Annotated in this window: 21 protein-coding genes, 1 tRNA gene and 2 pseudogenes; 16 read left to right on the top strand and 8 right to left on the bottom strand. The window is 37.0% G+C overall.

Annotated elements, in window-relative coordinates:
- Positions 1-29: 29 nt before the first annotated feature.
- A complete protein-coding gene (locus ACFIMI_RS02495) occupies positions 30-1,106 on the top strand; it encodes a COX15/CtaA family protein (RefSeq protein ID WP_375692231.1) in 1,077 nt (358 codons plus the stop codon).
- 20 nt (positions 1,107-1,126) lie between these two features.
- Here ACFIMI_RS02495 and argC read toward each other — a convergent pair whose 3' ends face one another.
- The gene (gene argC, locus ACFIMI_RS02490) at positions 1,127-2,059 is read right to left on the bottom strand and encodes an N-acetyl-gamma-glutamyl-phosphate reductase (protein WP_375692214.1); all 933 of its coding nucleotides are present in this window, start codon (positions 2,057-2,059) and stop codon (positions 1,127-1,129) included.
- A 323-nt stretch (positions 2,060-2,382) separates the two neighbouring features.
- Between argC and glyA the strand changes: the two genes are divergently transcribed.
- From glyA to nusB, 6 genes are all read left to right on the top strand, one after another.
- A complete protein-coding gene (gene glyA / locus ACFIMI_RS02485; RefSeq protein ID WP_375611569.1) occupies positions 2,383-3,696 on the top strand; it encodes a serine hydroxymethyltransferase in 1,314 nt (437 codons plus the stop codon).
- A gap of 11 nt (positions 3,697-3,707) precedes the next feature.
- Entirely contained in the window at positions 3,708-4,190 is a 483-nt protein-coding gene (gene nrdR / locus ACFIMI_RS02480) for a transcriptional regulator NrdR (protein ID WP_375611570.1), read from the top strand.
- On the top strand, positions 4,183-5,313 hold the full coding sequence (ribD, locus tag ACFIMI_RS02475) for a bifunctional diaminohydroxyphosphoribosylaminopyrimidine deaminase/5-amino-6-(5-phosphoribosylamino)uracil reductase RibD (RefSeq protein WP_375611590.1): 1,131 nt from the start codon (positions 4,183-4,185) through the stop codon (positions 5,311-5,313). Before nrdR ends, ribD begins: the two co-directional genes overlap by 8 nt.
- Positions 5,295-5,912, top strand: a complete 618-nt coding sequence (locus ACFIMI_RS02470; protein WP_375613061.1) for a riboflavin synthase — start codon at positions 5,295-5,297, stop codon at positions 5,910-5,912. The genes ribD and ACFIMI_RS02470 overlap by 19 nt, the downstream gene beginning before the upstream one ends.
- 81 nt (positions 5,913-5,993) lie before the next feature.
- Entirely contained in the window at positions 5,994-6,449 is a 456-nt protein-coding gene (locus ACFIMI_RS02465; protein ID WP_375611572.1) for a 6,7-dimethyl-8-ribityllumazine synthase, read from the top strand.
- Between the two features lie 2 nt (positions 6,450-6,451).
- Positions 6,452-6,922: a transcription antitermination factor NusB gene (gene nusB, locus ACFIMI_RS02460; protein WP_015856452.1), complete on the top strand. Its 471-nt coding sequence runs from the start codon at positions 6,452-6,454 to the stop codon at positions 6,920-6,922.
- 75 nt (positions 6,923-6,997) lie between these two features.
- On the opposite strand, the gene ACFIMI_RS02455 is transcribed toward nusB, so the two are convergent.
- Positions 6,998-7,477 carry an outer membrane protein assembly factor BamE gene (locus tag ACFIMI_RS02455; RefSeq protein ID WP_375613146.1) on the bottom strand — a complete coding sequence of 160 codons (480 nt, stop codon included), beginning with the start codon at positions 7,475-7,477 and terminating at the stop codon, positions 6,998-7,000.
- A gap of 221 nt (positions 7,478-7,698) precedes the next feature.
- Here ACFIMI_RS02455 and ACFIMI_RS02450 point away from each other — a divergent pair, with 221 nt between their 5' ends.
- The 5 genes from ACFIMI_RS02450 (at position 7,699) to ACFIMI_RS02430 (ending at position 11,592) form a co-directional block, all read left to right on the top strand.
- A complete protein-coding gene (locus tag ACFIMI_RS02450; RefSeq protein ID WP_375618504.1) occupies positions 7,699-8,256 on the top strand; it encodes a DUF177 domain-containing protein in 558 nt (185 codons plus the stop codon).
- A 149-nt stretch (positions 8,257-8,405) separates the two neighbouring features.
- Positions 8,406-9,476 (top strand): phosphate acyltransferase PlsX, encoded by a 1,071-nt coding sequence (plsX, locus tag ACFIMI_RS02445; protein WP_375692213.1) that lies wholly within the window; start codon positions 8,406-8,408, stop codon positions 9,474-9,476.
- Positions 9,477-9,525: 49 nt separating this feature from the next.
- Positions 9,526-10,500, top strand: a complete 975-nt coding sequence (locus ACFIMI_RS02440) for a beta-ketoacyl-ACP synthase III (protein WP_375613058.1) — start codon at positions 9,526-9,528, stop codon at positions 10,498-10,500.
- Positions 10,501-10,577: 77 nt separating this feature from the next.
- Positions 10,578-10,892 (top strand): integration host factor subunit alpha, encoded by a 315-nt coding sequence (locus ACFIMI_RS02435; protein WP_273791377.1) that lies wholly within the window; start codon positions 10,578-10,580, stop codon positions 10,890-10,892.
- 196 nt (positions 10,893-11,088) lie between these two features.
- Complete coding sequence (locus tag ACFIMI_RS02430) at positions 11,089-11,592, top strand: MerR family transcriptional regulator (protein ID WP_375613057.1); 504 nt, start codon at positions 11,089-11,091, stop codon at positions 11,590-11,592.
- Positions 11,593-12,641: 1,049 nt separating this feature from the next.
- Here ACFIMI_RS02430 and thrS read toward each other — a convergent pair.
- The 3 genes from thrS to ACFIMI_RS02415 all read right to left on the bottom strand — a co-directional run bounded on the left by thrS (position 12,642) and on the right by ACFIMI_RS02415 (position 15,509).
- On the bottom strand, positions 12,642-14,618 hold the full coding sequence (gene thrS, locus ACFIMI_RS02425; protein WP_375613056.1) for a threonine--tRNA ligase: 1,977 nt from the start codon (positions 14,616-14,618) through the stop codon (positions 12,642-12,644).
- 111 nt (positions 14,619-14,729) lie between these two features.
- Entirely contained in the window at positions 14,730-15,080 is a 351-nt protein-coding gene (gene yidD / locus ACFIMI_RS02420; RefSeq protein WP_375607118.1) for a membrane protein insertion efficiency factor YidD, read from the bottom strand.
- Positions 15,081-15,509, bottom strand: a complete 429-nt coding sequence (locus tag ACFIMI_RS02415) for an iron-sulfur cluster assembly scaffold protein (RefSeq protein WP_375611578.1) — start codon at positions 15,507-15,509, stop codon at positions 15,081-15,083.
- A 125-nt stretch (positions 15,510-15,634) separates the two neighbouring features.
- On the opposite strand from ACFIMI_RS02415, the gene folE reads away from it, so the two are divergent.
- The 4 genes from folE (at position 15,635) to ACFIMI_RS02395 (ending at position 18,478) form a co-directional block, all read left to right on the top strand.
- The gene (folE, locus tag ACFIMI_RS02410; RefSeq protein WP_375613055.1) at positions 15,635-16,246 is read left to right on the top strand and encodes a GTP cyclohydrolase I FolE; all 612 of its coding nucleotides are present in this window, start codon (positions 15,635-15,637) and stop codon (positions 16,244-16,246) included.
- A 137-nt stretch (positions 16,247-16,383) separates the two neighbouring features.
- Positions 16,384-16,468, top strand: a tRNA-Leu gene (locus tag ACFIMI_RS02405).
- Between the two features lie 193 nt (positions 16,469-16,661).
- Positions 16,662-17,834, top strand: coding sequence for an alpha/beta hydrolase (locus ACFIMI_RS02400; RefSeq protein ID WP_375613054.1), 1,173 nt, complete (start codon positions 16,662-16,664; stop codon positions 17,832-17,834).
- 137 nt (positions 17,835-17,971) lie between these two features.
- The gene (locus ACFIMI_RS02395) at positions 17,972-18,478 is read left to right on the top strand and encodes a hypothetical protein (RefSeq protein WP_015856440.1); all 507 of its coding nucleotides are present in this window, start codon (positions 17,972-17,974) and stop codon (positions 18,476-18,478) included.
- A gap of 353 nt (positions 18,479-18,831) precedes the next feature.
- Here ACFIMI_RS02395 and ACFIMI_RS02390 read toward each other — a convergent pair whose 3' ends face one another.
- From ACFIMI_RS02390 to ACFIMI_RS02380, 3 genes and pseudogenes are all read right to left on the bottom strand, one after another.
- Positions 18,832-19,854 carry a tyrosine-type recombinase/integrase gene (locus tag ACFIMI_RS02390; protein WP_375692212.1) on the bottom strand — a complete coding sequence of 341 codons (1,023 nt, stop codon included), beginning with the start codon at positions 19,852-19,854 and terminating at the stop codon, positions 18,832-18,834.
- 378 nt (positions 19,855-20,232) lie between these two features.
- Positions 20,233-20,508: pseudogene (locus ACFIMI_RS02385) on the bottom strand (hypothetical protein); the annotation flags it as partial.
- A 113-nt stretch (positions 20,509-20,621) separates the two neighbouring features.
- Positions 20,622-20,915, bottom strand: a pseudogene (locus tag ACFIMI_RS02380) (hypothetical protein); the annotation flags it as partial.
- Positions 20,916-21,642 lie beyond the last annotated feature (727 nt).

Here is a 21,642-nt window from a genome sequence, read left to right as displayed (position 1 = left end):
AGTTGGAGAGAAGCGTGGGGCAATCAGAGATGGCAGTAAAGAGATTAAACAATAGCATTTTAACGCCTGTGCAAAAGGAAAATAGAAAACATATACAGGTGTGGCTTTACTCTATTTTATTGCTTTGTTTGGCAATTGTCTTAGTAGGTGGCGCTACTCGTTTGACGGGATCAGGATTATCTATAACGGAATGGAAGCCAATACACGGCGTTATTCCACCGATTGGTGAGGATCAATGGCAAGAGGAATTTTTAAAATATCAACAAATAGCACAATATAAGCTGCTTAATCCTGATATGACCTTAAGTGCTTTTAAGATTATTTTTTGGTGGGAATGGGCGCATCGTGTTCTTGGGCGTCTTGTTGGTCTTGTCGCTTTATTGGGGCTCATTTGGTTTTGGGCGACTAAGCGTGTTGAAAAAAATATCTTACTCCCGCTTATTGTTGTACCTATTCTTATCGCCTTTCAAGGCTTTATTGGTTGGTGGATGGTTGCTTCAGGGATTGGGCAAAGTAATTTAACAAGTGTGAGCCAATATCGTTTGGCATTTCATCTTATAACGGCATGTTTTGTTATTGTTTTTGTTACTTATTTATCTCGAGGGCTTGCAGAATATTCAGAAAAACCAGCAAATAAAAAGGTGCAATATTTTGCGGCATGGCTTGTTATTTTCGTCTTGATAGAGATTTATTTCGGAGCTTTGGTTGCAGGGCTTCATGCTGGAAAAGTCTATAATACATGGCCCCTTATGGATGGGCAGATTATTCCTGATGGATTGTTGCAGCATCGTCCTGTTTGGCTCAATTTATTCGAAAATTCCTTAATGGTTCAATTTATTCATCGGTTTTTTGCTTATTTTTTATTGATTGCCTCGGCTATTCATGCTTTCTATGTACAAAAAAATGCTCCACATTCAACTCATTCTCGTCGTGCATTTCTTATCTGTGTTATGATTATTATCCAAGCAGTCTTGGGTATCTTAACACTGTTACATGAGGTTCCGATAAGTTTGGGGCTCATTCATCAAAGTATGGCATTAGTCGTGTTGTGTTTTGTTGTTGCACATTGGCGAGCAACAAAAGGAGCTTATCGCGTTGTTGAATAAAAGTTTGTGGGTAGGGAGGTTTAGTCGCTTGAAAGCATTAAATCGAGGTTTTGGATAGCTGCAGCTGATGCGCCTTTTCCTAAATTATCGAATATGGCGCTGAGATTAAAAATACCTTCACGATCATTTCCAAATACGAACAGTTTCATACCATCTTTATTGGCTAAACACTCTGGATTAAGTCTTTGAAGTGAAGCAGTTTCTTCTTGTGATGCAACTAAAATGGTATTTTGTCCATCGTAATGGTTTGCGAGAATTTCGCGCAAATCAGAACAGTTTGCTGATTTTGTGAATAAATGGCGATGCAGAGGAAGATTCACAATCATTCCTTGGGGAAAACGACCCACACTTGGTATAAAAACTGGGGGGTGATTGATTTGTCCATAGATTTTAATTTCTGGCACATGTTTGTGTTCAAGATTAAGACCATAGATAAAATAATTGTCCTGAATATTTTGTTGAGATTGATTTTCCATTTGTAAAATCAACTGTTTTCCACCACCGGTATAGCCGGAGATTGCATTAATCGAGATGGGATAATCGGCGTCTAGCAGTCCTGCTTCACGGAGTGGGCGAATCAAACTAATGGCACCGGTAGGATAGCATCCGGGATTGGTTATATAATGTGCTGCTTGGATGCGCTTTCTTTGTCCTGCTGTCATTTCAGGAAAACCGTAAACCCAGTCTGGTGCAACACGGTGGGCTGTCGAGCTATCAATAATCCTAATGTTTTTATTTTTTTGAAGCCAATGAACCGTTTCGCGTGCAGCATCATCTGGAAGACACAAAATAGCAATATCGGCTTGATTAAGATAGTCTTGTCGCAGATGAACATTATGGCGATCTTTATGAGCAAGAGAGAGTAGTTTTAAATCTGTACGCCTTTCTAAGCGTTTTTGTATTTGTAGTCCGGTTGTGCCATGTTCACCATCAATAAAAACTTTGGTTAGCATTTTTATTTGCCTTCGTATTAACTTTGCCTATTATATTCAGCTTTTCACATTATAAATTATTTTTAATCATTAAATTATTGAATTTCTTTAGATTATAGATATTTTTTGTAAAAGGTGTAAACAAATAAGAGTGTAAAAAAAGAAATGTAATCTCATTTTTTACTATTCTCGAGAGGAAAGTTTTTCGCTGTTTTTATAACAAAGAATAAGATAAATATTTGCCTCATTATTTTTGAGTGTAAGTAGTTTAAAATGTTTGGTTTGCATGGTTTGCTGTGTTATCGTTCCTTGACTTTATTTTTTTTATGTTAGGAATGTGTTTTATGACTCAGCAAGAAAATGACGCACAAAAGCGCTTTTTTAATGATAATTTACAAACTGTTGATGGTGCAATTTTTGACGCAATTAGAGGGGAGTTTGAGCGTCAACAACATGAAATTGAGCTTATTGCTTCAGAGAATATTGTTTCAAGAGCGGTCCTTGAAGCGCAGGGGTCTGTTTTAACCAATAAGTATGCAGAAGGTTATCCAAGAAAGCGCTACTATGGTGGGTGTCAATTTGTTGATGTCGTTGAAGATTTAGCTATTGAAAGGGCAAAACAGCTTTTCGGTGCTGCGTTTGCGAATGTACAGCCTAATTCTGGTAGCCAAATGAATCAAGCTGTCTTTTTAGCTTTACTTCAGCCTGGTGACACATTTATGGGGTTGGATTTAAATGCTGGAGGTCACCTTACGCATGGTTCACCTGTTAATATGTCAGGAAAATGGTTTGATGTTGTTTCCTATGGTGTGCGTCAAGAAGATCAGATTATTGATATGGATGAGGTTGAGCAGCTTGCAAAAGAACGTAAGCCAAAACTTATTATAGCAGGGGGCTCATCTTATCCACGGCTATGGGATTGGGAAAGATTCCGTGAAATTGCAGATGAAATCGGTGCTCATTTACTCGTTGATATGTCTCATATTGCTGGTCTTGTTGCTGGTGGCGTGCATCCTTCACCTGTTCCACATGCGCATATTGTAACAACAACAACACATAAATCGCTTCGAGGTCCCCGGGGTGGTTTAATATTGACAAATGATGAGGCTTTATCCAGAAAAATTAATTCTGCAATTTTTCCTGGTCTTCAAGGTGGTCCTTTAATGCATGTGATTGCCGCAAAGGCTGTTGCGTTTGAGGAGGCTTTGCGTCCCTCTTTCAAGAGTTACAGTGCCAATGTTGTCGCTAATGCGAAAACTTTAGCAAAAACATTACAGGGTAATGGTTTTAATATTGTTTCTGGTGGTACAGATAATCATTTGTTGTTGGTTGATTTACGTTCCAAAAATCTAACAGGTAAACGTGCTGAATTGGCTTTGGGACGCGCTCATATTACCTGCAATAAAAATGGCATTCCTTTTGATTCTGAAACGCCATCTATAACATCGGGAATTCGTTTGGGATCACCTGCTGCCACGACGCGTGGTTTTTTAGAAAAAGAGTTTATTCAAGTTGGTCATCTGATTTCAGAAGTTCTTGATGGTCTTCGGAGTGCAAAAAGTGATGAAGATAATCATGCCGTTGAAATGGCTGTTGAGAAAAAGGTAAAAGATATAACGAATCAATTTCCTCTTTACTCTTATCTTACCACTCGTTAAGGATATAAAGGATGCGCTGTCCTTACTGCCAATATGAGGATACACAGGTCAAAGACTCACGTCCAGCAGAAGAGGGGGCAGTGATTCGCCGCCGCCGTGTGTGTTCTGTTTGTGGTGGTCGTTTTACAACTTTTGAACGTGTTCAGTTGCGGGAGCTCTTGGTTGCTAAAAAAAGTGGACGATGTGAACCCTTCGATCGTGATAAGTTAATGCGATCAGTTGATGTGGCTGTACGTAAGCGCAATATTGATCCTGATCATATTGAACGAGCAATTTCTGGCATTGTACGCCAGCTTGAAAGTTTGGGAGAACCAGAGATTTCTTCAGAAAAAATTGGGCATCTTGTGATGGAAGCATTGAAAAGAATTGATGATATTGCTTATATTCGTTTTGCTTCTGTGTATCGAGATTTTCGTAATGCAAGCGATTTTCACGATGTTATAGATGAATTGTCAAAGGGTATCGCGGATACAGAATCTCGTTTTGATGAATAAAAAAGTGCAAGATGAACGGTTTATGGCTGCAGCTATTCGTTTAGCAGAACGTCATGTCGGTCTTACAGGTGAGAATCCTTCCGTTGGTACGTTAATTGTGCGAAACGATAATGGTGCTGTGGGGGCTTTTATTGTTGGCTATGGCGTAACAGCTATTCATGGGAGTCCTCATGCGGAAGTGCAAGCTTTACACATGGCAGGTTCTTTGGCTCAAGGAGCGACTGCTTATGTTACTTTAGAACCTTGTGCGCATTATGGAAAAACTTCTCCGTGTGTGAATGCGCTTATTGATTCAGGTGTTTCTCGAGTTGTTATTGCGCTGACTGATTGTGACAAGCGTGTTGATGGTCATGGTATTGCTCTTTTGCGAGCGGCGGGTATTGAAGTGGTTGAGGGCATTTTAGCTGAAGAGGCTTTTGAATCCTTATGGACGCATTGGTGCATAAGGAAGATACAACGCTGTGCGGTCACTTTTAAAATGGCAATTTCTGCCGATAATGGTGTTGGAAAAAGAGAGAAGGGCAGCGTAAAAATTAGTGGAACACTTTCTCATGCCCATACGCATATTCTACGTGCTCAAAATAATGCTATCCTCGTTGGTATTGGTACTATATTAGCAGATGATCCACAACTCAATTGCCGCTTGCCAGGGATGGAGATGCGCTCACCAATTCGTATTATTTTGGATGCAGATTTATCTATCCCCCTTGATGCAAAAGTTGTCCAAACAGCCATAAAAATTCCTACATGGGTTATTTGTGATGTGGATATTTCAAAGAAAAGCAAAAAAAATGCATTGGAGCAATATGGTGTGTCTGTTTATTCGGTCGAGATGAACAATGGTTGTGTAGAACCCTTTGCTCTTTTACAGATGCTTTATAAACATGGGATTAATAGTGTTTTATTGGAAGGGGGCGTCAAGACAGGGGAAAAATTTTTGAATGCTGGTTGTGTTGATCATTTGATATGTTTTCATACCCCCATTGTTTTAGGCAAAAATCGTATTGAAGCCCCTCATTTTGGAAATTATCTCTCGCAGTTTCATGAGATTGAGACAAGAATGTTTGGAAATGACCGTTTTTATAAGTGGAGACGTAAGACATTATGTTCACAGGAATTATAACGGATATTGGTTGTGTTGAAGATGTTCAACCTTTAAAGCAGGGGATGCGTTTAAAGATTTCTACCCGCTATGCTATAGAAAGCTTAGCAATTGGGGCGTCAATTGCTTGTTCAGGAATTTGTCTGACAATTGTAGAGCGAGGATTAAAGCAAGAAGATTCCAATTGGTTTGTTGTCGAGGCGTGGGAAGAAACATTACGTTTAACGAATCTTGCACAATGGATAAAAGGAACTTTTGTTAATTTGGAACGTTCGCTTCGATTGGGTGATGAAATGGGAGGACATTTAGTTTCTGGTCATATTGATGGTTTGGCTGAAATCATTGATCAAAAAAATGAAGGGGATGCAATTCGCTTTTATTTAAAAGTTTCAAGACAATTTATGCCTTTCATTGTTAATAAGGGATCTATTGCACTTAATGGGACATCTTTGACTGTTAATGGTGTTGAGGATTGTGTTTTTGATGTTCTTATTATTCGCCATACACTTGAAATGACAACGTGGGGACAAGCTAAAATTGGAGATCGGGTCAATTTGGAAATTGATCAACTTGCTCGTTATGCTGCAAAACTTTTTGCTTTAAAAAGAGAAGATGAATAAGCCAACACTCTATTGATCGTTTTCAGAATTTTATGCTTTATAACTTTGATTTTTTTGATTCGTTTTTTGTGGAATTCCATTATGATGAAAGAGATAGGTAAAAAGCCTCACGTATTGATTGTTGAGGCACGTTTTTATGAGGGGATTTCTGATGCACTTTTGAGAGGTGCAGTGAATACTTTGCAAAAAGCTGAAGCAAGTTATGATGTTGTAACGGTTCCTGGAGCATTAGAAATACCAAGTGCAATAGCTTTTGCTGAACAAAACAAGATATCGTATGATGGTTATGTTGCTCTTGGTTGTGTTATTCGGGGTGAAACATATCACTTTGAAATTGTTGCTAATGATTCTTGTCGTGCATTGATGGATTTAACTGTTCATCAGCACTTGGCTATTGGAAATGGTATTTTGACTGTTGAAAACGAAGAACAAGCATGGGTGCGTGCAAAACTAGATGACAAAAATAAAGGTGGTTTTGCGGCTGAAGCTGCTTTATGTATGATCGCTCTAAAAAAGAGATTTGGAGATAATCGTTAAATATGGCTGATATAAAAAGCAGACATTTTCCGCGTTCAGCCAATAAACGTGGAGCAGCAAGACTCGCTGCAGTTCAAGCACTCTATCAAATGGATATCGTGGGTTCGGGGGTGATGGAAACGGCAGCTGAGTATGAGGCTTATCGTTTGGGAAAAGATATTGATGGAGACCAATATCTTGAAGCTGATTTTCAATGGTTTTTGGCTATTATAACGGGTGTTGTAAAAGATCAAAAGCAGCTTGATCCGCTGCTTCATCAACAGCTTTCTGCAGAGTGGTCTCTTTCACGTCTTGATTCTATATTGCGAGCAATTTTACGAGCAGGTTTATGGGAGTTGATCAACCGTAAAGATGTTCCCGTTGCGGTTGTCATGAATGAGTATGTTGACATAGCAAAGGCGTTTTTTGAAGGTGATGAGCCAAAACTTGTTAATGCAGTTCTTGACAGTATGGCAAAAAAAGTTCGCCTCTAAGAGTTACAAATCCCCCTATTATAGATCTGATATTATCAGACCTATAATATTGAAACGGTATGCAGACTATATAATTTAGTTATGGGGTGGCAAATTCGCAGGGCCTTTTATAATTTGAATTAAGAAAGGATGTTCTTTCGTTACAGTTGGCGTTGTTTGTGTAATAAAATCAAACACTTGACCGTCTTGTAATCCGTAATTTGCAACTTTTGTAACCTGATTATTTTTACTGAAGTAAATGGCTAAAACTTTGCGATCAATAATCTTTGTTTTCATAAACTGCATCCCACGATAACGTGTCTGTGAGATGTAATAAAAAACTTCATTATCATATTTTGTTTTTAATGAAGGGGTCCCTAAAGTTAAAAGAACTTGCTCTTGACTTGAGCCAATAGAGATAGAACTTAGAGCATTTTTATCAAGAACATAGCCCTCTCTATAAATTTGGCTCGAACCTGAAGAATCAAGAAGGCTACACCCAGCAAGCATTCCTATGCTTGCTATTGATAGACCAATCAATAATTTACGTTTGATTAAGGCTATTATGTGAGGCATTTGAAACAATGGTATCTCCTTTTTATACTGAGATGTAGGACAAGAAGGCAACCTCAAGTTTTTTCTAATTTTAACTTAATCTACCGTAGCTTACACTGAGTTTCCCTGTTATAAAGCAAATTATGCCATATAGAATTTCTTTAGAAAAGAAAAAAATGCATAAATACTTGAGATAAATAAAAACATAGTGCTTTACGCGTTTTTATGTTTGGGAGTTGTCAATGAATGTTCAAAATGTTCCTCAAATGACATTTGCTTTGGCTTATCCAATATCTGTACGTTCTCTACCTGCTAAAGGTATAAGGGTTCATTTTTGTGCAAACAAAAAAGAATGTACACATTTAGCCCAGAACCATGATTTAATTGAAGTAAAATCTTGTGAGGGAAAATTCCATATTTTCCCGTGGAAAAAACGCGGAGTGCGTATAAAAGGTCTGTTGCAAGCGCGTATACTACAGTTATGTGTTGTTACATTAGAACCATTAGAAAATATCCTTTGTGAAAATATTGAGGTTGTTTTTGTTCCTGAAGATTCAAATTTGATGAAGCCAAAAATATCAGAGGATACAGGGGAATTGTTTTTAGATGTGGAGGGGCTTGATACTCCTGAAGTGTTTTATGATGATAAAATTGATATTGGCGCAATCATGGAAGAGTTTTTTGAGTTGTCTATTAATCATTATCCACGTAAAGAAGGGATAAAGATGAATATGGGTGAAAATTTAGAAGAAGCAGAGCGAAAATTCTCTCCATTTTCTGTTTTGAAAAATTGGAAGTGATTGTAGAAACATACAAAAAATATCTATTGTATGCTAAACGGTATTTTCTGCGGAGCGATTTTCGCAAGATGTGCTGTGTGAGTATTCAGGAGCCAAAAATCATAATATGTATTTAAAGATGTAAATGAAAAGATGTGGGATATGCAAGCGTGATTAGAATTTCTGTGGATGTCATGGGCGGTGATTACGGTCCAGAAGCAGCTATTGCAGGAGCAGCAATTGTACAAAAATATTTATCAAATATTTATTTTCTATTTTATGGAGTAGAGGAGGCTGTTCGTCCGGTTTTAAAAAAATATCCCTGTTTGGATTCTGTATCGCGCTTTTACCCTACAGAAAGTTATACACGCATGGATGAAAAGCCAAGCCAAGCACTTCGTAATGGACGTGGTAAATCATCAATGTGGTACGCCATTGAAGCGGTAAAAAATGGTGAAGCTGATGCTTGCATTTCTGCTGGTAATACGGGTGCACTCATGGCCATGTCTTATTTTTGTTTGAAAATGCTTGCAGAGGCTGAACGTCCTGGTATTGCGGGTATCTGGCCAACACTGCGCAGTGAGAGTATTGTTTTAGATATTGGAGCAACAATTGGTGCCTCTGCTAGTCAGTTGGTTGATTTGGCGGTTATGGGAGCAGGTATGTTTCGCGCTTTATATCACACTGAAAGACCAAGTGTTGGGCTTTTAAATGTGGGGGTGGAAGAGGTTAAAGGACTTTATGAAATAAAAAAAGCAGGAATGATATTGCGTGAAGTGCAATTAGAAGGATTGGAATATAAAGGATTTGTTGAGGGCAATGACATTGGAAAAGGAACAGTCGATGTTGTTGTGACAGAGGGGTTTTCTGGTAATATTGCTTTAAAAACCGCAGAAGGAACCGCGCGACAGATAGGAGAGATTTTAAACTCTGCAATGCGCAGTTCTTTTTTAACATCTCTTGGTTATTTTTTATCACGGGGTGCTTTTCGTATACTGAAACATAAAATGGATCCTGATAGGGTGAATGGAGGAGTTCTTTTAGGTTTGAATGGTGTTGTTATAAAAAGTCATGGCAGTGCTAATGCTAATGGCTTTGCTTCTGCTATCCGCGTTGGTTATAAAATGGTTAATAATGGACTTTTACAAAAAATAACGGCTGATTTACGGCGATTTCATGAAAATAAAGCAACACTTTTTGACCAAGAAGATGAAGCGGTGATGAATGGAGAGTCCTTATGATAAGCTCTTATAATAGAAATAAAAAATTTGAAGAAAAGGTAAGAGCTGAATGATTCGGTCAATTATACGTGGTGTAGGAAGTGCTTTGCCGAAAAGAAGTTTATCAAATGATGAGATTGCAAAGTTTGTTGAAACGTCAGATTCATGGATTGTTCAGCGTACAGGAATACGCCAACGTTATATTGCCAGTGAAAATGAAACAACTGTTTCTTTAGGAGTTGAGGCTGCGCAAGCAGCACTTACAAATGCTGGTTTAACAATAAAAGACATCGATTGTATTATTTTAGCAACGTCCACCCCGAATCGTACTTTTCCTGCTTCTGCTGTTGAAATTCAGCATGCTTTGGGAATGAGCCATGGATTTGCTTTTGATATTCAAGCTGTTTGCTCTGGTTTTATTTTTGCTTTAACAACAGGAGATTCTTATTTACGGTGTGGGGGAGCTAAAAGAATTTTAGTTATTGGATCCGATACATTTTCTCGAATTTTAGATTGGGAAGATCGTACGACATGTGTTTTGTTTGGTGATGGTGCTGGTGCTGTTATTTTGGAAGCATTAGAAACTGAGGGGGGTATTGCTTTTGAGCGTGGTATATTGTCTGCGAAATTGCGCTCTAATGGTGCTTATATAGATAAGCTATATGTTGATGGTGGACCTTCAACAACACAAACGACAGGCTATTTGCGTATGGAAGGACGAGAAGTTTTTAAATATGCTGTTGGTATGATAACGGATGTGGTTGATGATTGTTTTGCAGCTGCAGGTATGGATTCTTCACAACTAGATTGGTTTGTACCTCATCAGGCTAATAAGCGCATTATTGAAGCATCTGCTAAAAAGCTGGGAATTTCACTAGATAAAGTTGTGATTACCGTTGATCAACATGGTAATACGTCTGCTGCATCAGTTCCGTTGGCTTTAACAACAGCTGTTTGCGATGGAAAAATAAAAGAAGGAGATCTTATCATGTTAGAAGCCATGGGAGGTGGATTTACATGGGGAGCAATTCTTATTCGTTGGTAAATTATGGCTACTTGACCATATTTCAAGAAAACGTATAAGTCATTTTGTAATTTTTAATATTTTAATAGGTGGTTATAATGACAAGTAAGACAGTAACGCGTGCAGATTTAGCGAGCGTAGTTTGTAAAAGAGTGGGCTTGTCACATACTGAATCAGCAGCTTTAGTCGAATTGGTTTTGGATGAGATTTGCAACTCACTTGTAAGAGGTGAAGCGGTTAAATTATCTTCTTTTGCAACTTTTCAGGTTCGCAGTAAAAATGAACGTGTTGGACGCAATCCAAAAACAGGTGTTGAAGCACCGATTCCGCCGCGACGTGTTGTGACGTTTAAGGCTGCCAATGTCCTTAAACAGAGAATTTTAGATTCGCATCGTGCAAAACAGAAAAAATGATATCTCATAAATAAATGCCATGGTATGTTTGGTATTTGTTAAAGAAATGTATAAAATAAGGGTCTTTATTTTTTAGAAAAAGACTGGTGAGTAAGGTATCAATGATGGTCTTATTTTTGACTAATCTTGTTGAGAAATTGAGACAGAATGAGTCATTGTGAAGTAATTTATTTTGTTTTAAATAAGGTGTTACAAAATGGATAAAAGCTCTGATGCTTTTCGCACAATTAGCGAAGTAGCGGAGTTATTGGAGCTTCCGCAGCATGTCTTAAGATTTTGGGAAACACGTTTTAGGCAGATTAAACCAATGAAACGTGGGGGAGGAAGGCGCTATTATCGTCCGGTCGATGTTGATTTGCTCAATGGTATCAAGCGGTTACTATATGATCAGGGTTATACAATAAAAGGTGTGCAACGCCTTTTGAAAGAAAATGGCGTTGCTTTTGTGACTGCATTGGGTAATGGTGATCTTGATGCTATGAATGTGGTCATAGAGAAGAAACATGCAGGACAAACTTCTGAAAATGCTAGCAATAAGCCTAAGAAATCTTCTTTTGGGCTTTTGAGTTTCATGAGGAATGAGGGAGAAACATCTGTTGGTTCTGTGAATCTTTACAAAGATAAAACTGATAAAGCATTGTTACAAGAGATTCTGTTTGAACTCATTGAATGTAAGCGTGTTCTTGATAGAGCACGATAATAATATTTTTTTATTTTATATGTGTTTCGTAGATATTTAGATGTTTTATGGATGTGCCCAGAATTTTATACGTTCAGCGAGTAGTCATATATCGTATGTGTATATTTAACGAGTTTTTTATAAGAGTTTTTCATTTGGTAAAACATGAAGAAGAGAAAGAATAAACGCTGAGTTTTGCCATTTTTTTTTGATTTGGCTTTATAAAAATTAAGGCAATATCTCATCAGTGTAGATTGCGGGATGTAGAATGCCATTAGCTTACCAATTCATGTGCTTGTTTTAAAGAGATGTTTCTTAAGGCTTCTTAATCTTATTTTACCATAATGCCTCGTGAATGATTAATGGTAAACTCGTTGAGTACCGCTATTTTTATACTTATGAAGGTTCAAGTCGGCATCATCATTATAATTATAGCCTGTTCTCAATGACTGCAACAATTCTTAGCACTTTAGGCGGTTCATTGTAGGCATTTTAAAAGTCCTTTCTTAATAATTTTTATCCACGCACTCATTCCGCTTGTTTCGTGCAAGCAAATGATTTTGATAGATTCAACATAAACATATTAAAAATAAGAGAAGCCTATGATATTCGAAACCTTATTTAATATGAATAACGATATATTATCATTATAAATCAATATCTTGTCCTTTTTATAAGGGCTTATCTTACGAATAAGAAATATCATTGTTCAGCTAATTTTACATATTTTTTATTAATAAATATAATCTTGTTTTCAGTTTTCTTGCTTGATGTTTCTATAATTATTGTAATGATCTATCCATGATAATAGCAGAATTTTTTCATTATAAAGGTAAAAGATTAATGTTATTATTAATATTCAATTGTCTATGATTTTTGCATTTAAACAGCTCATAGCTTATATTCAACTTTTTCACCAATCCACCTTGTAGAGAAAGAGCACGTTATTCTTTCTGGTGACAGGTCATTGTGCATGAAACAAAAACACACTACAATATCAAATTATTTCATTTTGTACAAAAACTGAAAATTTATAGTAAAAAATTAACGTATTACCATCTTCCGTGATATTATGCATTTATTACACGTTGCAAATCTGGAGGTGTTGCTTCATTTGAGAGTTGTTTAATCACATCTTCTACAGATAAAAGGGTTTGATTTGTACTTCCTAAGCGGCGCATATTTACGCTGTTTGTTTCAGCTTCACGTTTGCCACATACCAAAATTACGGGGACTTTTTGTAAAGAATGTTCTCGTATTTTATAGTTAATTTTTTCATTGCGGAGATCTATTGTTGCGGAAAGCCCAACAGCTTTAAGTTTTGCTGTTATTTTTTGGGCATATTCATTTGCTTCGGATGTAATTGTTGCAACAACAATTTGTTCAGGAGCAAGCCAAAGTGGCATATGTCCAGCAAAATTTTCAATTAATATACCAAGAAAACGCTCCATTGATCCAAAAATAGCACGGTGGATCATAACAGGTTGACGTTTTTCTGAATCTTTATCAATATAGAATGCACCAAAACGTTCAGGGAGATTAAAGTCTATTTGTGTTGTTCCACATTGCCATTCACGACCGATAGCATCCTTTAATGTATATTCAAATTTTGGACCATAAAATGCTCCTTCACCTGGAAGGATGCTTGTTTTGATTTGTCCTGCAAATTTTGTTTCAATCGTTTTAAGGACGGATTCCATGATACTTTCTGCATGATCCCATAATGCATCAGATCCAACTCGTTTTTCTGGACGGGTTGAAAGCTTAAGACTAATTTCTTTAAAACCAAAATCGGCATAAGTTGATAAAATAAGATCATTAATACTGAGACATTCATCGGCTAATTGTTCATCAGTACAAAAAATATGCGCATCATCTTGTGTAAAACCACGCACACGCATAAGACCATGTAAAGAGCCTGAAGGCTCATAACGATGAACAAGTCCAAATTCAGCAAGTCTAATAGGCAAATCACGATAAGATTTTAAACCATGTTTAAAAATTTGCACATGACCAGGGCAGTTCATTGGTTTAAGGGCATAAACATTCCCATGATCTGAATCTTCTTCTGCTGAAATTACTTTGAACATATTCTCCTTATACCAACCCCAATGGCCAGATATTTCCCAGAGTGACCTATCGAGAACTTGTGGTGCATTAACTTCAGCATATTGATGATCATCAAGGCGTCTACGCATATAGCTGATCAAATTTTGGAACATTTTCCAACCTTTTTTGTGCCAAAAAATCATTCCTGGCCCTTCTTCTTGAAAGTGAAATAAGTCCATTTCACGTCCCAAGCGGCGATGATCACGTTTTTCAGCTTCTTCTAGCATATGGAGGTAGGCTTTTAAGTCATTTTCATTTGCAAATGCTGTTCCATAAATTCTCGTGAGCATTGGATTATTGGCATCGCCACGCCAATAAGCTCCTGCAACTTTCATTAATTTGAAAGCATTCCCAATTTGCCCTGTAGATTGCATGTGCGGTCCGCGACAAAGATCAAACCACTCCCCTTGATAATAGATTTTTAAATCTTGATTTTCAGGAATGCTATCAATAAGTTCAACTTTATAAAATTCCTTTTTCTCAGAAAAAACTTTTCTTGCTTTTTCACGAGACCAAATTTCTTTTCTAAAAGGTTTATTGCGTTGGATAATTTCACGCATTTTCTTTTCAATGACGGTGAGATCATCTAATGTGAAAGGTTGTTGGCGTGCAAAATCATAATAGAATCCGTTCTCAATGACAGGACCTATTGTTACTTGCGTTTCAGGAAAGAGCTCTTGCACTGCTTCAGCAAGGACATGGGCGCAATCATGCCTTATGAGCTCAAGAGCGCGTGAATCTTCTCGGGTAATAATCTCTACTTGACCAGATTGTCCCAATGGATCCGATAAGTCTCGCGTGATACTATCAAGACTATAGGCGACTGCTTTTTTTGCAAGTGATTTAGAAATAGATTCTGCTAATTCCAAGCCTGTCATTTCGGCGGGGTAATTACGTTTTGAACCATCGGGAAAAAAAAGAGAAATAGAGCAAGACATAAAAACACCCTTTTAATCCAATTCCGCTAACGATTGCGGATGGTTTCGTGAAAATTGAGTAAAAAGCTTATAGACTAATTTTTTATCAATACATGTGAAAAAAGAAAAGGATTATTTGTTGTGTTTGTCAGAAATTTTCCAGTAACGCCAAGGTTTATAAAAACAGCAAGAATTTCCAAGCGATGGAGGGACTGGATCAAAGCCATCTGTTCCAAAGGGCCCACAACGCATGATACGAAAGAGTCCCATCCATGCACCAGCCCAAAGCCCATGGCGTGCAATCGCTTCATATGTATATTCTGAACAAGTCGGGGCATGGCGACATTGATTGCCTATAAGGCTCGAAAGTGTTATTTGATAGAACCGTATTAAGAAAATACCCAATAATCGTCCGGGTGTTTTTTGCCAAGTGCCTGTGTAATTCCGAGTCAACTTTTTTTGTCTAGATTGTGATTTGAACATTTATTTTTCTTCAATTTTTTGAATGCAGTCTATCGTTGCATCAAAGGGTAGTAGTGTTGCTGCATGGCGCACTTTATAGTCTTTAATGGGCTGTAAGCAAGAAAAATCCTCAAATGGAGCTTGAGGAGAAGGACCATTTTGCGTTAGCATTTGGTAGATAACTTCACGCAATATTTTAAGATCTTGAGTTGTTTGTCCGATGATATGAGATGCTAAAAGTGAAGCTGAAGCTTGCCCTAGCACACATGCATGTATTTCGTGAGCAAAATCGGTAATAATACTATTTTCCACTTTTAAATCTACAGTGATTGTCGAACCACAAAGGTGTGCATGTTTTCTTGATGTTGCATCAGGATTATTAAGACGCCCAATTTTGCCTATATGTGCAGCATATTTAAGTATTTTATCATTATAGATAGTATCAATCATGCGCTATTGCCTGAAATTTTGAAAGTCGTGATTGTTTAAACTTTTAATTCGCTTATATAGAGATTATACAAAATGAGATAGGTATGGAGCAAATGCTTTGTATAGAGTAAGCTTGGAGTTTTTGAATGCGTAATGTTGTTAAAGAAGACGCAAATTTATCTGAAAAAAAGCGTCCGAGTATTGAAAAGGTGGAAGAAGCGATTCGTACATTACTCTTATGGATAGGGGAAAATCCAAATAGAGAAGGGCTTTTAGATACTCCAAAACGTATAGCCAAGGCATATCGCGAGCTTTTTAATGGTTATAGTCAATCGGTTAAAGAAACCTTAGGTACAGTTTTTGAAGAGGTTTCAGGATACAATGAAGCCGTAATCGTAAAGAATATACCTTTTTATTCACACTGTGAGCATCACATGATCCCAATTATTGGGAAAGCACATATAGCATATCTTCCTAATGCAAAAATTGTTGGTCTTTCAAAAATTGTACGTGTTGTAGATATTTTTTCTCGTCGTTTACAAACTCAAGAAGCTATGACAGCGCAAGTGGCTCACGCGTTAAAAACGTATCTGAAGCCTCATGGTGTAGCAGTATTGATTGAGGCTGAGCACATGTGTATGGCTATGAGAGGAATCCAAAAACAGGGCTCTACAACAATTACAAAAAACTTTCATGGTTATTATGAAAAAGATCAAGCGGCACAAGCACATTTTATGATGATGGTTCAAAGGTCATAGTAAAGCCCATATTTCTCGTAATCTTTATTAAGTTATAAAGCATCCGGATAAAATAAATTATGAGAAAAAGAAAATTGGCTTGTACCTTTCTTTATGATTTGTTAAAGGCTAAAAACCAAGATTTTTTCTTTCCACGTGCGGTCGTGGCGGAATTGGTAGACGCGCAGCGTTGAGGTCGCTGTGGGGCAACCCGTGGAAGTTCGAGTCTTCTCGACCGCACCAGTTAGCAGTGAGTCTCTCCATAATGAGATGAAGTTATGTTAGAGAGAGGGGATTTATAGGCATTATAGAAAAATCTTTTTTGTATGTTATTTGTTGGTGTGTTGCCAATAATGTTTCGTTTTTTATTACTTTATCTATGCATTTGAAATGTTATATTTTTATAAGGTGGGGTGAAGTTGCAGTGAGAAGTATAATGATTCTGAGATATTTAACACTTCTTATTTGTATTTCTTTATTATCAGCGTGTAGTGATTCACGTGCTGTACTTTGGCATGGGGTGCATGCAACACCTTCTATGACTGCCGTAGAAAGGGAAGTTGAAGGGAAACCAGTTTCTCCAAAAGCCATCGTTCCAGTGTATGTTGCAACAAGTCGTATGATGCAAAATAATTACGCTCAACCTTATGGTGCAGAGCGATCAAATAAAGTTCATTATAATCGCGTTGACGTAGGAATTCCTCAGCAACATGTAAAGGGAGTTGTTGAAATAAATGCCTATAAACCTACGCATGATAAGTATTTTGCAGCAGTAGCATTGCAAAAATACGATAATAAAGAACAGTTTAAACAGCAATTAAATGCTGCTTTAGCAAAAAAGCCAAAAGGAAAAAGAGAAATTTTTCTTTTTATCCATGGGTATAATAATAATTTTGCAGATGGTACATTTCGTACAGCACAGTTTACACACGATTATTCTTTAAATGTTGTCGCTGTGCATTATTCTTGGCCTTCGGCCGGATCAGTTCCTCTTTATATTTATGATCGTGACAGTGCTAATTTTGCCCGTGACGGATTGATAGAGCTTTTAACACTTATTAGTGAAACCAATGCTGATCAAATTTCGGTTATTGCACATTCTATGGGCAATTTTGTTATAATGGAAGCATTTAGAACGTTAGCGTTACAGGGAAAATATAAGCCTATTCGTCGTATTACAAGTTTATTAATGGCTGCACCAGATATTGATGTTGATGTATTTGAGCGCCAACTTAATGATATAAAAAAACTTCCGCAGCCAACCGCTATTTTAGTATCCAGAGCGGATAAAGCTCTTGCGGTTTCAGGACGTCTTACGGGTGGACATCATCGTGTGGGCGATGGCTCAGATATTGAAATGTTGCGTAAAAATGGAATAGCTGTTCTTGATTTTTCTCATGTGGATGGGGGAGCACACAATGTCTTTGCATCTTCGCCAACGTTGATGGCTCTTTCTCGAGAAGGTTCTTTGGCTTCCACAATTATGCAAGGTACAGAATTGTCACCTAGTCAAGCCCTTCTTGCTGATGGTAGTAGTGTGTTGGAAAAAACAACACATCTTATCCTTTATACACCTGTACGTTTTCTCTCTCCACGGATTCCACGTTGATCGTGAAAAGAGAGAAGGGGCTCCATCGAATAATGTATTGGAGGTAATATTTTTTAGCACTTTCTTTAGAATGGTCTTGTAAAATGAAAAATAAATAGCGGGATGAATGTAAAAAACAGTCATTAGGTGAGTTTGTGATGATTGCACGGAAACGCTATGTTAATACGCCTACAGTTGTTGATTATTTGTCTCATTCCGCAATTAAGTTATTAGACATTCATGCTATGCTTGTGAAGGTGAGAAAAGGTGATATGGGGGAAAAACCAAATTTATTGCGTCAAATTGATTCTACAAAAAAACAGTTAGATGAGATAAGCCATGCTCTTATTTTAGAATATCGTAAACGCCAAGAAAATGAGCGTTTTTTAAAACAAATTCTGCTATCCATTTCTGATCAACTTTTTGCACTTAATAATGGTTTTAAGGAAACAGGACGTCTTTTTTTTCAAGAAGTTAGAATACTTCAATCTCAGATGCAATGTTTATATGAGGGAAAGGAGAGGCTGCATTTGTTGAATAGCCAAGAATCTTTTTGTTCTCCGTCAAAGATTGATGAAGTCATTAAACAGTTACAAAAAGCACGAGAAAAGCTTATTCTTGAAAGCCCACATCTCTTTGAAAAAAGCACAAAAGCTAAACAATAAAAGTTCTTTAGTTGAGCAGATAGATAATTTGAATTTTACAGCAAAAACGCTGTTAGATAGAAGGCTATAACCTTTTTAAAGCAAATTCTTTTCTTTAATAAATGAAACACATGCCTTATATCTTTGCTAAAGTTAAGGCTGATGAATTAGGTGGCTTTATTGAAAAAAATGTTTGTGGAAAGAATTTTACAAAAAACTTTCTGATTCTTTTAATAATAGCCCGCCGGATAATTTTACCAATGTCATAAAGTTGTTAGTGTATTCATTAGGCAAATAAAAAGCAAGTAAAATAAAATAGTTATGTCTAATATAAGGGAATAGGTGAATCTTGATTCTATTGAGTTTTTTTGCCTCTATTCCTCATCTTTTTGAAGCTTTTTTATGGCTTCAAGAGCGAGTTTTTTACGGTCTGCGCTCTTTGTGTAAAGAGATGCCATAGCATCATTTGTCCAGCCAAAAATTGCTTTGAGTTGTGATACTGTTGCACCAGAATTAGCTGCGCGTGTTGCTGCTAATTTTTTTAAGCCATGTGCTGATTTTTTGATTTCTGCTACGTTACAAGCCTCACGAAAAAGGTTGCCAAAACTTTCTTTAACTAGTTTTTTACCTTCTTTACCACAAATGAATGTTTCTTCTCCAATAGGACCAGCTTCAAGCGTTTTGGCTAATTCCGGTAAAATAGGTAGAAAGACATCTGTTTGGAATTTACTTTTCTCTGTTTTGAGATGAATAATATTGTCTTTGACATCTTTCCAGCCAATGCGAACCGCATCACCACGACGTAAGCCCGTATACAGAAGAATATCAATCCAAACGCGTTCATGGGGACCATGGGACCATCTTTGATAATATTTCTCAACATCTTCTTCTGTCCAAACAGCAAAGCCGCTTTTATTTTTAAGAGGAGTTTTTTTGACGCCTAAAGTTGGATTATTTTCCAAAAGACCTTGATCAATTGCCCAATTAAAAAGTCCATTAAGGGCTTTCAGAAAGTTTCTAGCCATTGCTGGTGTTTCTTTACGCCGTTCAACACCGGCTATAATATGTTTCTTTTCAATTGCTTGGTATGGAATATTTCCTATGGAGTCGCATATCTTCATAAGAATGTATTCTTTTTGTTTCTTTGTAGTATTAGAGTAGCTATGCCAATTAGAGCTGTTAAAGTATTGTTTAAGCAGCCATGCAAATGAACCTTCAACAAGTTTACCGGTTTTGGATTTAGGAAGTATAAGCCCTTGTAACTCGGCAAGTGCGCTTTTGTAGTTATCAACAAACTCTTGCGTTCCATAGGTACCGCGTATTCTAATGCGTTTGCCGTGACCAATACGTACATACCATACAATTTTGCCATGTTGAGTAATTTGTTTGATAGCCATAACAAGCGTTATAGGCTCTCTCATTCAAATGAGTGATTAAAGATCATACGCACCATTTACATTCCTTTTGATAAGTTTTCATATCTCTCATAGAGCACTTGCAATATGATACGTTTTGTATATATGCACTCATTACTCCATTGTGGATGATTCATTTTAATCAATAAGAAACGCTATTTGAAAGCCGCGTCATATCACTTGGCACGGCTTTCTTTTATTTTACTCTCTCTTTTATGATATGTTTATAGCAATGCATTTTATATGCGTTTATACACCATAAAAAGGCACGCCCCCCATATCTATTTTTATTCTGTTTTATCAGTTATATTGACAACATTATCGTTTTCATAAACCTTACATTTTTTTGGAACGACACTTACTTTGACTGTTTAATTTTGCATTGCCATAGGCTTTACCCCAGACCTTGTCATGATAGGAAATCTTGGCATTGCCATAAACCCACGCATTATCATACACCCAAAAATTGCCATCATGGGATAAGTTACTTTCCTTTTCGATATAGCCTCCCAGATCACCTACTTTGACATCATCAAAGTCTTTTAAAGCTTTAATGCGATAAAGGTTTGTAATTTTCTTAGTAATTCTATCTTTAATTTGTTTGATTTCATTTGTTAATTGGTATTTTTTGCACATAAAGATACCCTCACAATCTAATATGATAAACGTTTGCTAAAATTTGGAATAGGAAAATTTGAAAGAGGAGCGCCCCCGCCACGCCTGTACTTTCATTTACACCGCTTTATTGATTAGACCCAGACAATCTCTAATTCACCATAAGGAGAGAGACGTTCAGTATAGGTTTTTATTTTAGTAGACTCGCCGACATTTTCACGAATAACAGCAATGCCATGAATATTGGCATTTTCATAAACCCTAGCATTGCCATAAACCCTTGCATTTTCATAAACGTGACCATTTTTAAACACAAGAGCCTCATCATAGTCCCAGCAATTGCCCTCATGAGAGAGGTTATCTTCCTTTTCAATAAAGCCGCCTAAGGTACCTGCTTTGATATCAGCAAAATCTTTTAATGCTTTAATAATGAAGTCAATTAAATCTATTTAGGATAAATAGCGAGTATCAGGTGAGGTAAAGTCATTTAAAAGCGGATAAATTTTTTTCAAAAAGTTTTTTAAATGCGGTTTATCCAAAGCCCATGACACGGGGTCAGATCAGAAAAATAGTGAAATTTGCTGTTTATTTTATGGAAAAAAGACAAATGCACTATGTGCTTTAAGATATCAGAATGAGTGTTTTGATACATTTTACCACGCATTTTATAGATAGGTTTTGAAGGTTTCTCAAAATACTCAAAACCTTCAAAACTTATAGATGAGGCGTCTTTTGAAGGTTCACTCTATGAATGCAAGGGGATATGGTTGAGCAAATTTATCCTTTATATTTATGGGGATATTAATGTATTAACCATTGACGGGCTAAACAGTTTTGTTTAGAGGTTTTTCCATAGAAATGTGGGGGAGAGATCTTCAGCAGTTAAAATAAAGTGGTTATTTGTAAAATAAAGCAGTTTTTGGGTGTCACTTTTCTTTGGTTACAGAGGCATGTGCTTTTGTTAAAAGCGTCATAGGGCAGTGGCTGTTTTGAGTGGACTTGTTAGAGGTTTCATGAAGTTCTTTTAAAGAGTGCTTCATGAATAATGCAAAGCGGGGGCAATCTGTATTGTTATTGATATTTTTACGCCAAAGTTCTCTTTTGAGAATTTTTCGTGCCATTGTTGTTTTCTTTGGCTTGTTTACAGGTGTAAAT

This window comes from Bartonella sp. AP4SXKL (genome assembly GCF_042195845.1).
Taxonomy (GTDB): domain Bacteria; phylum Pseudomonadota; class Alphaproteobacteria; order Rhizobiales; family Rhizobiaceae; genus Bartonella.
Note: the sequence above shows the minus strand (reverse complement) of the source record. Positions and strands in the feature narration are given on the sequence as shown.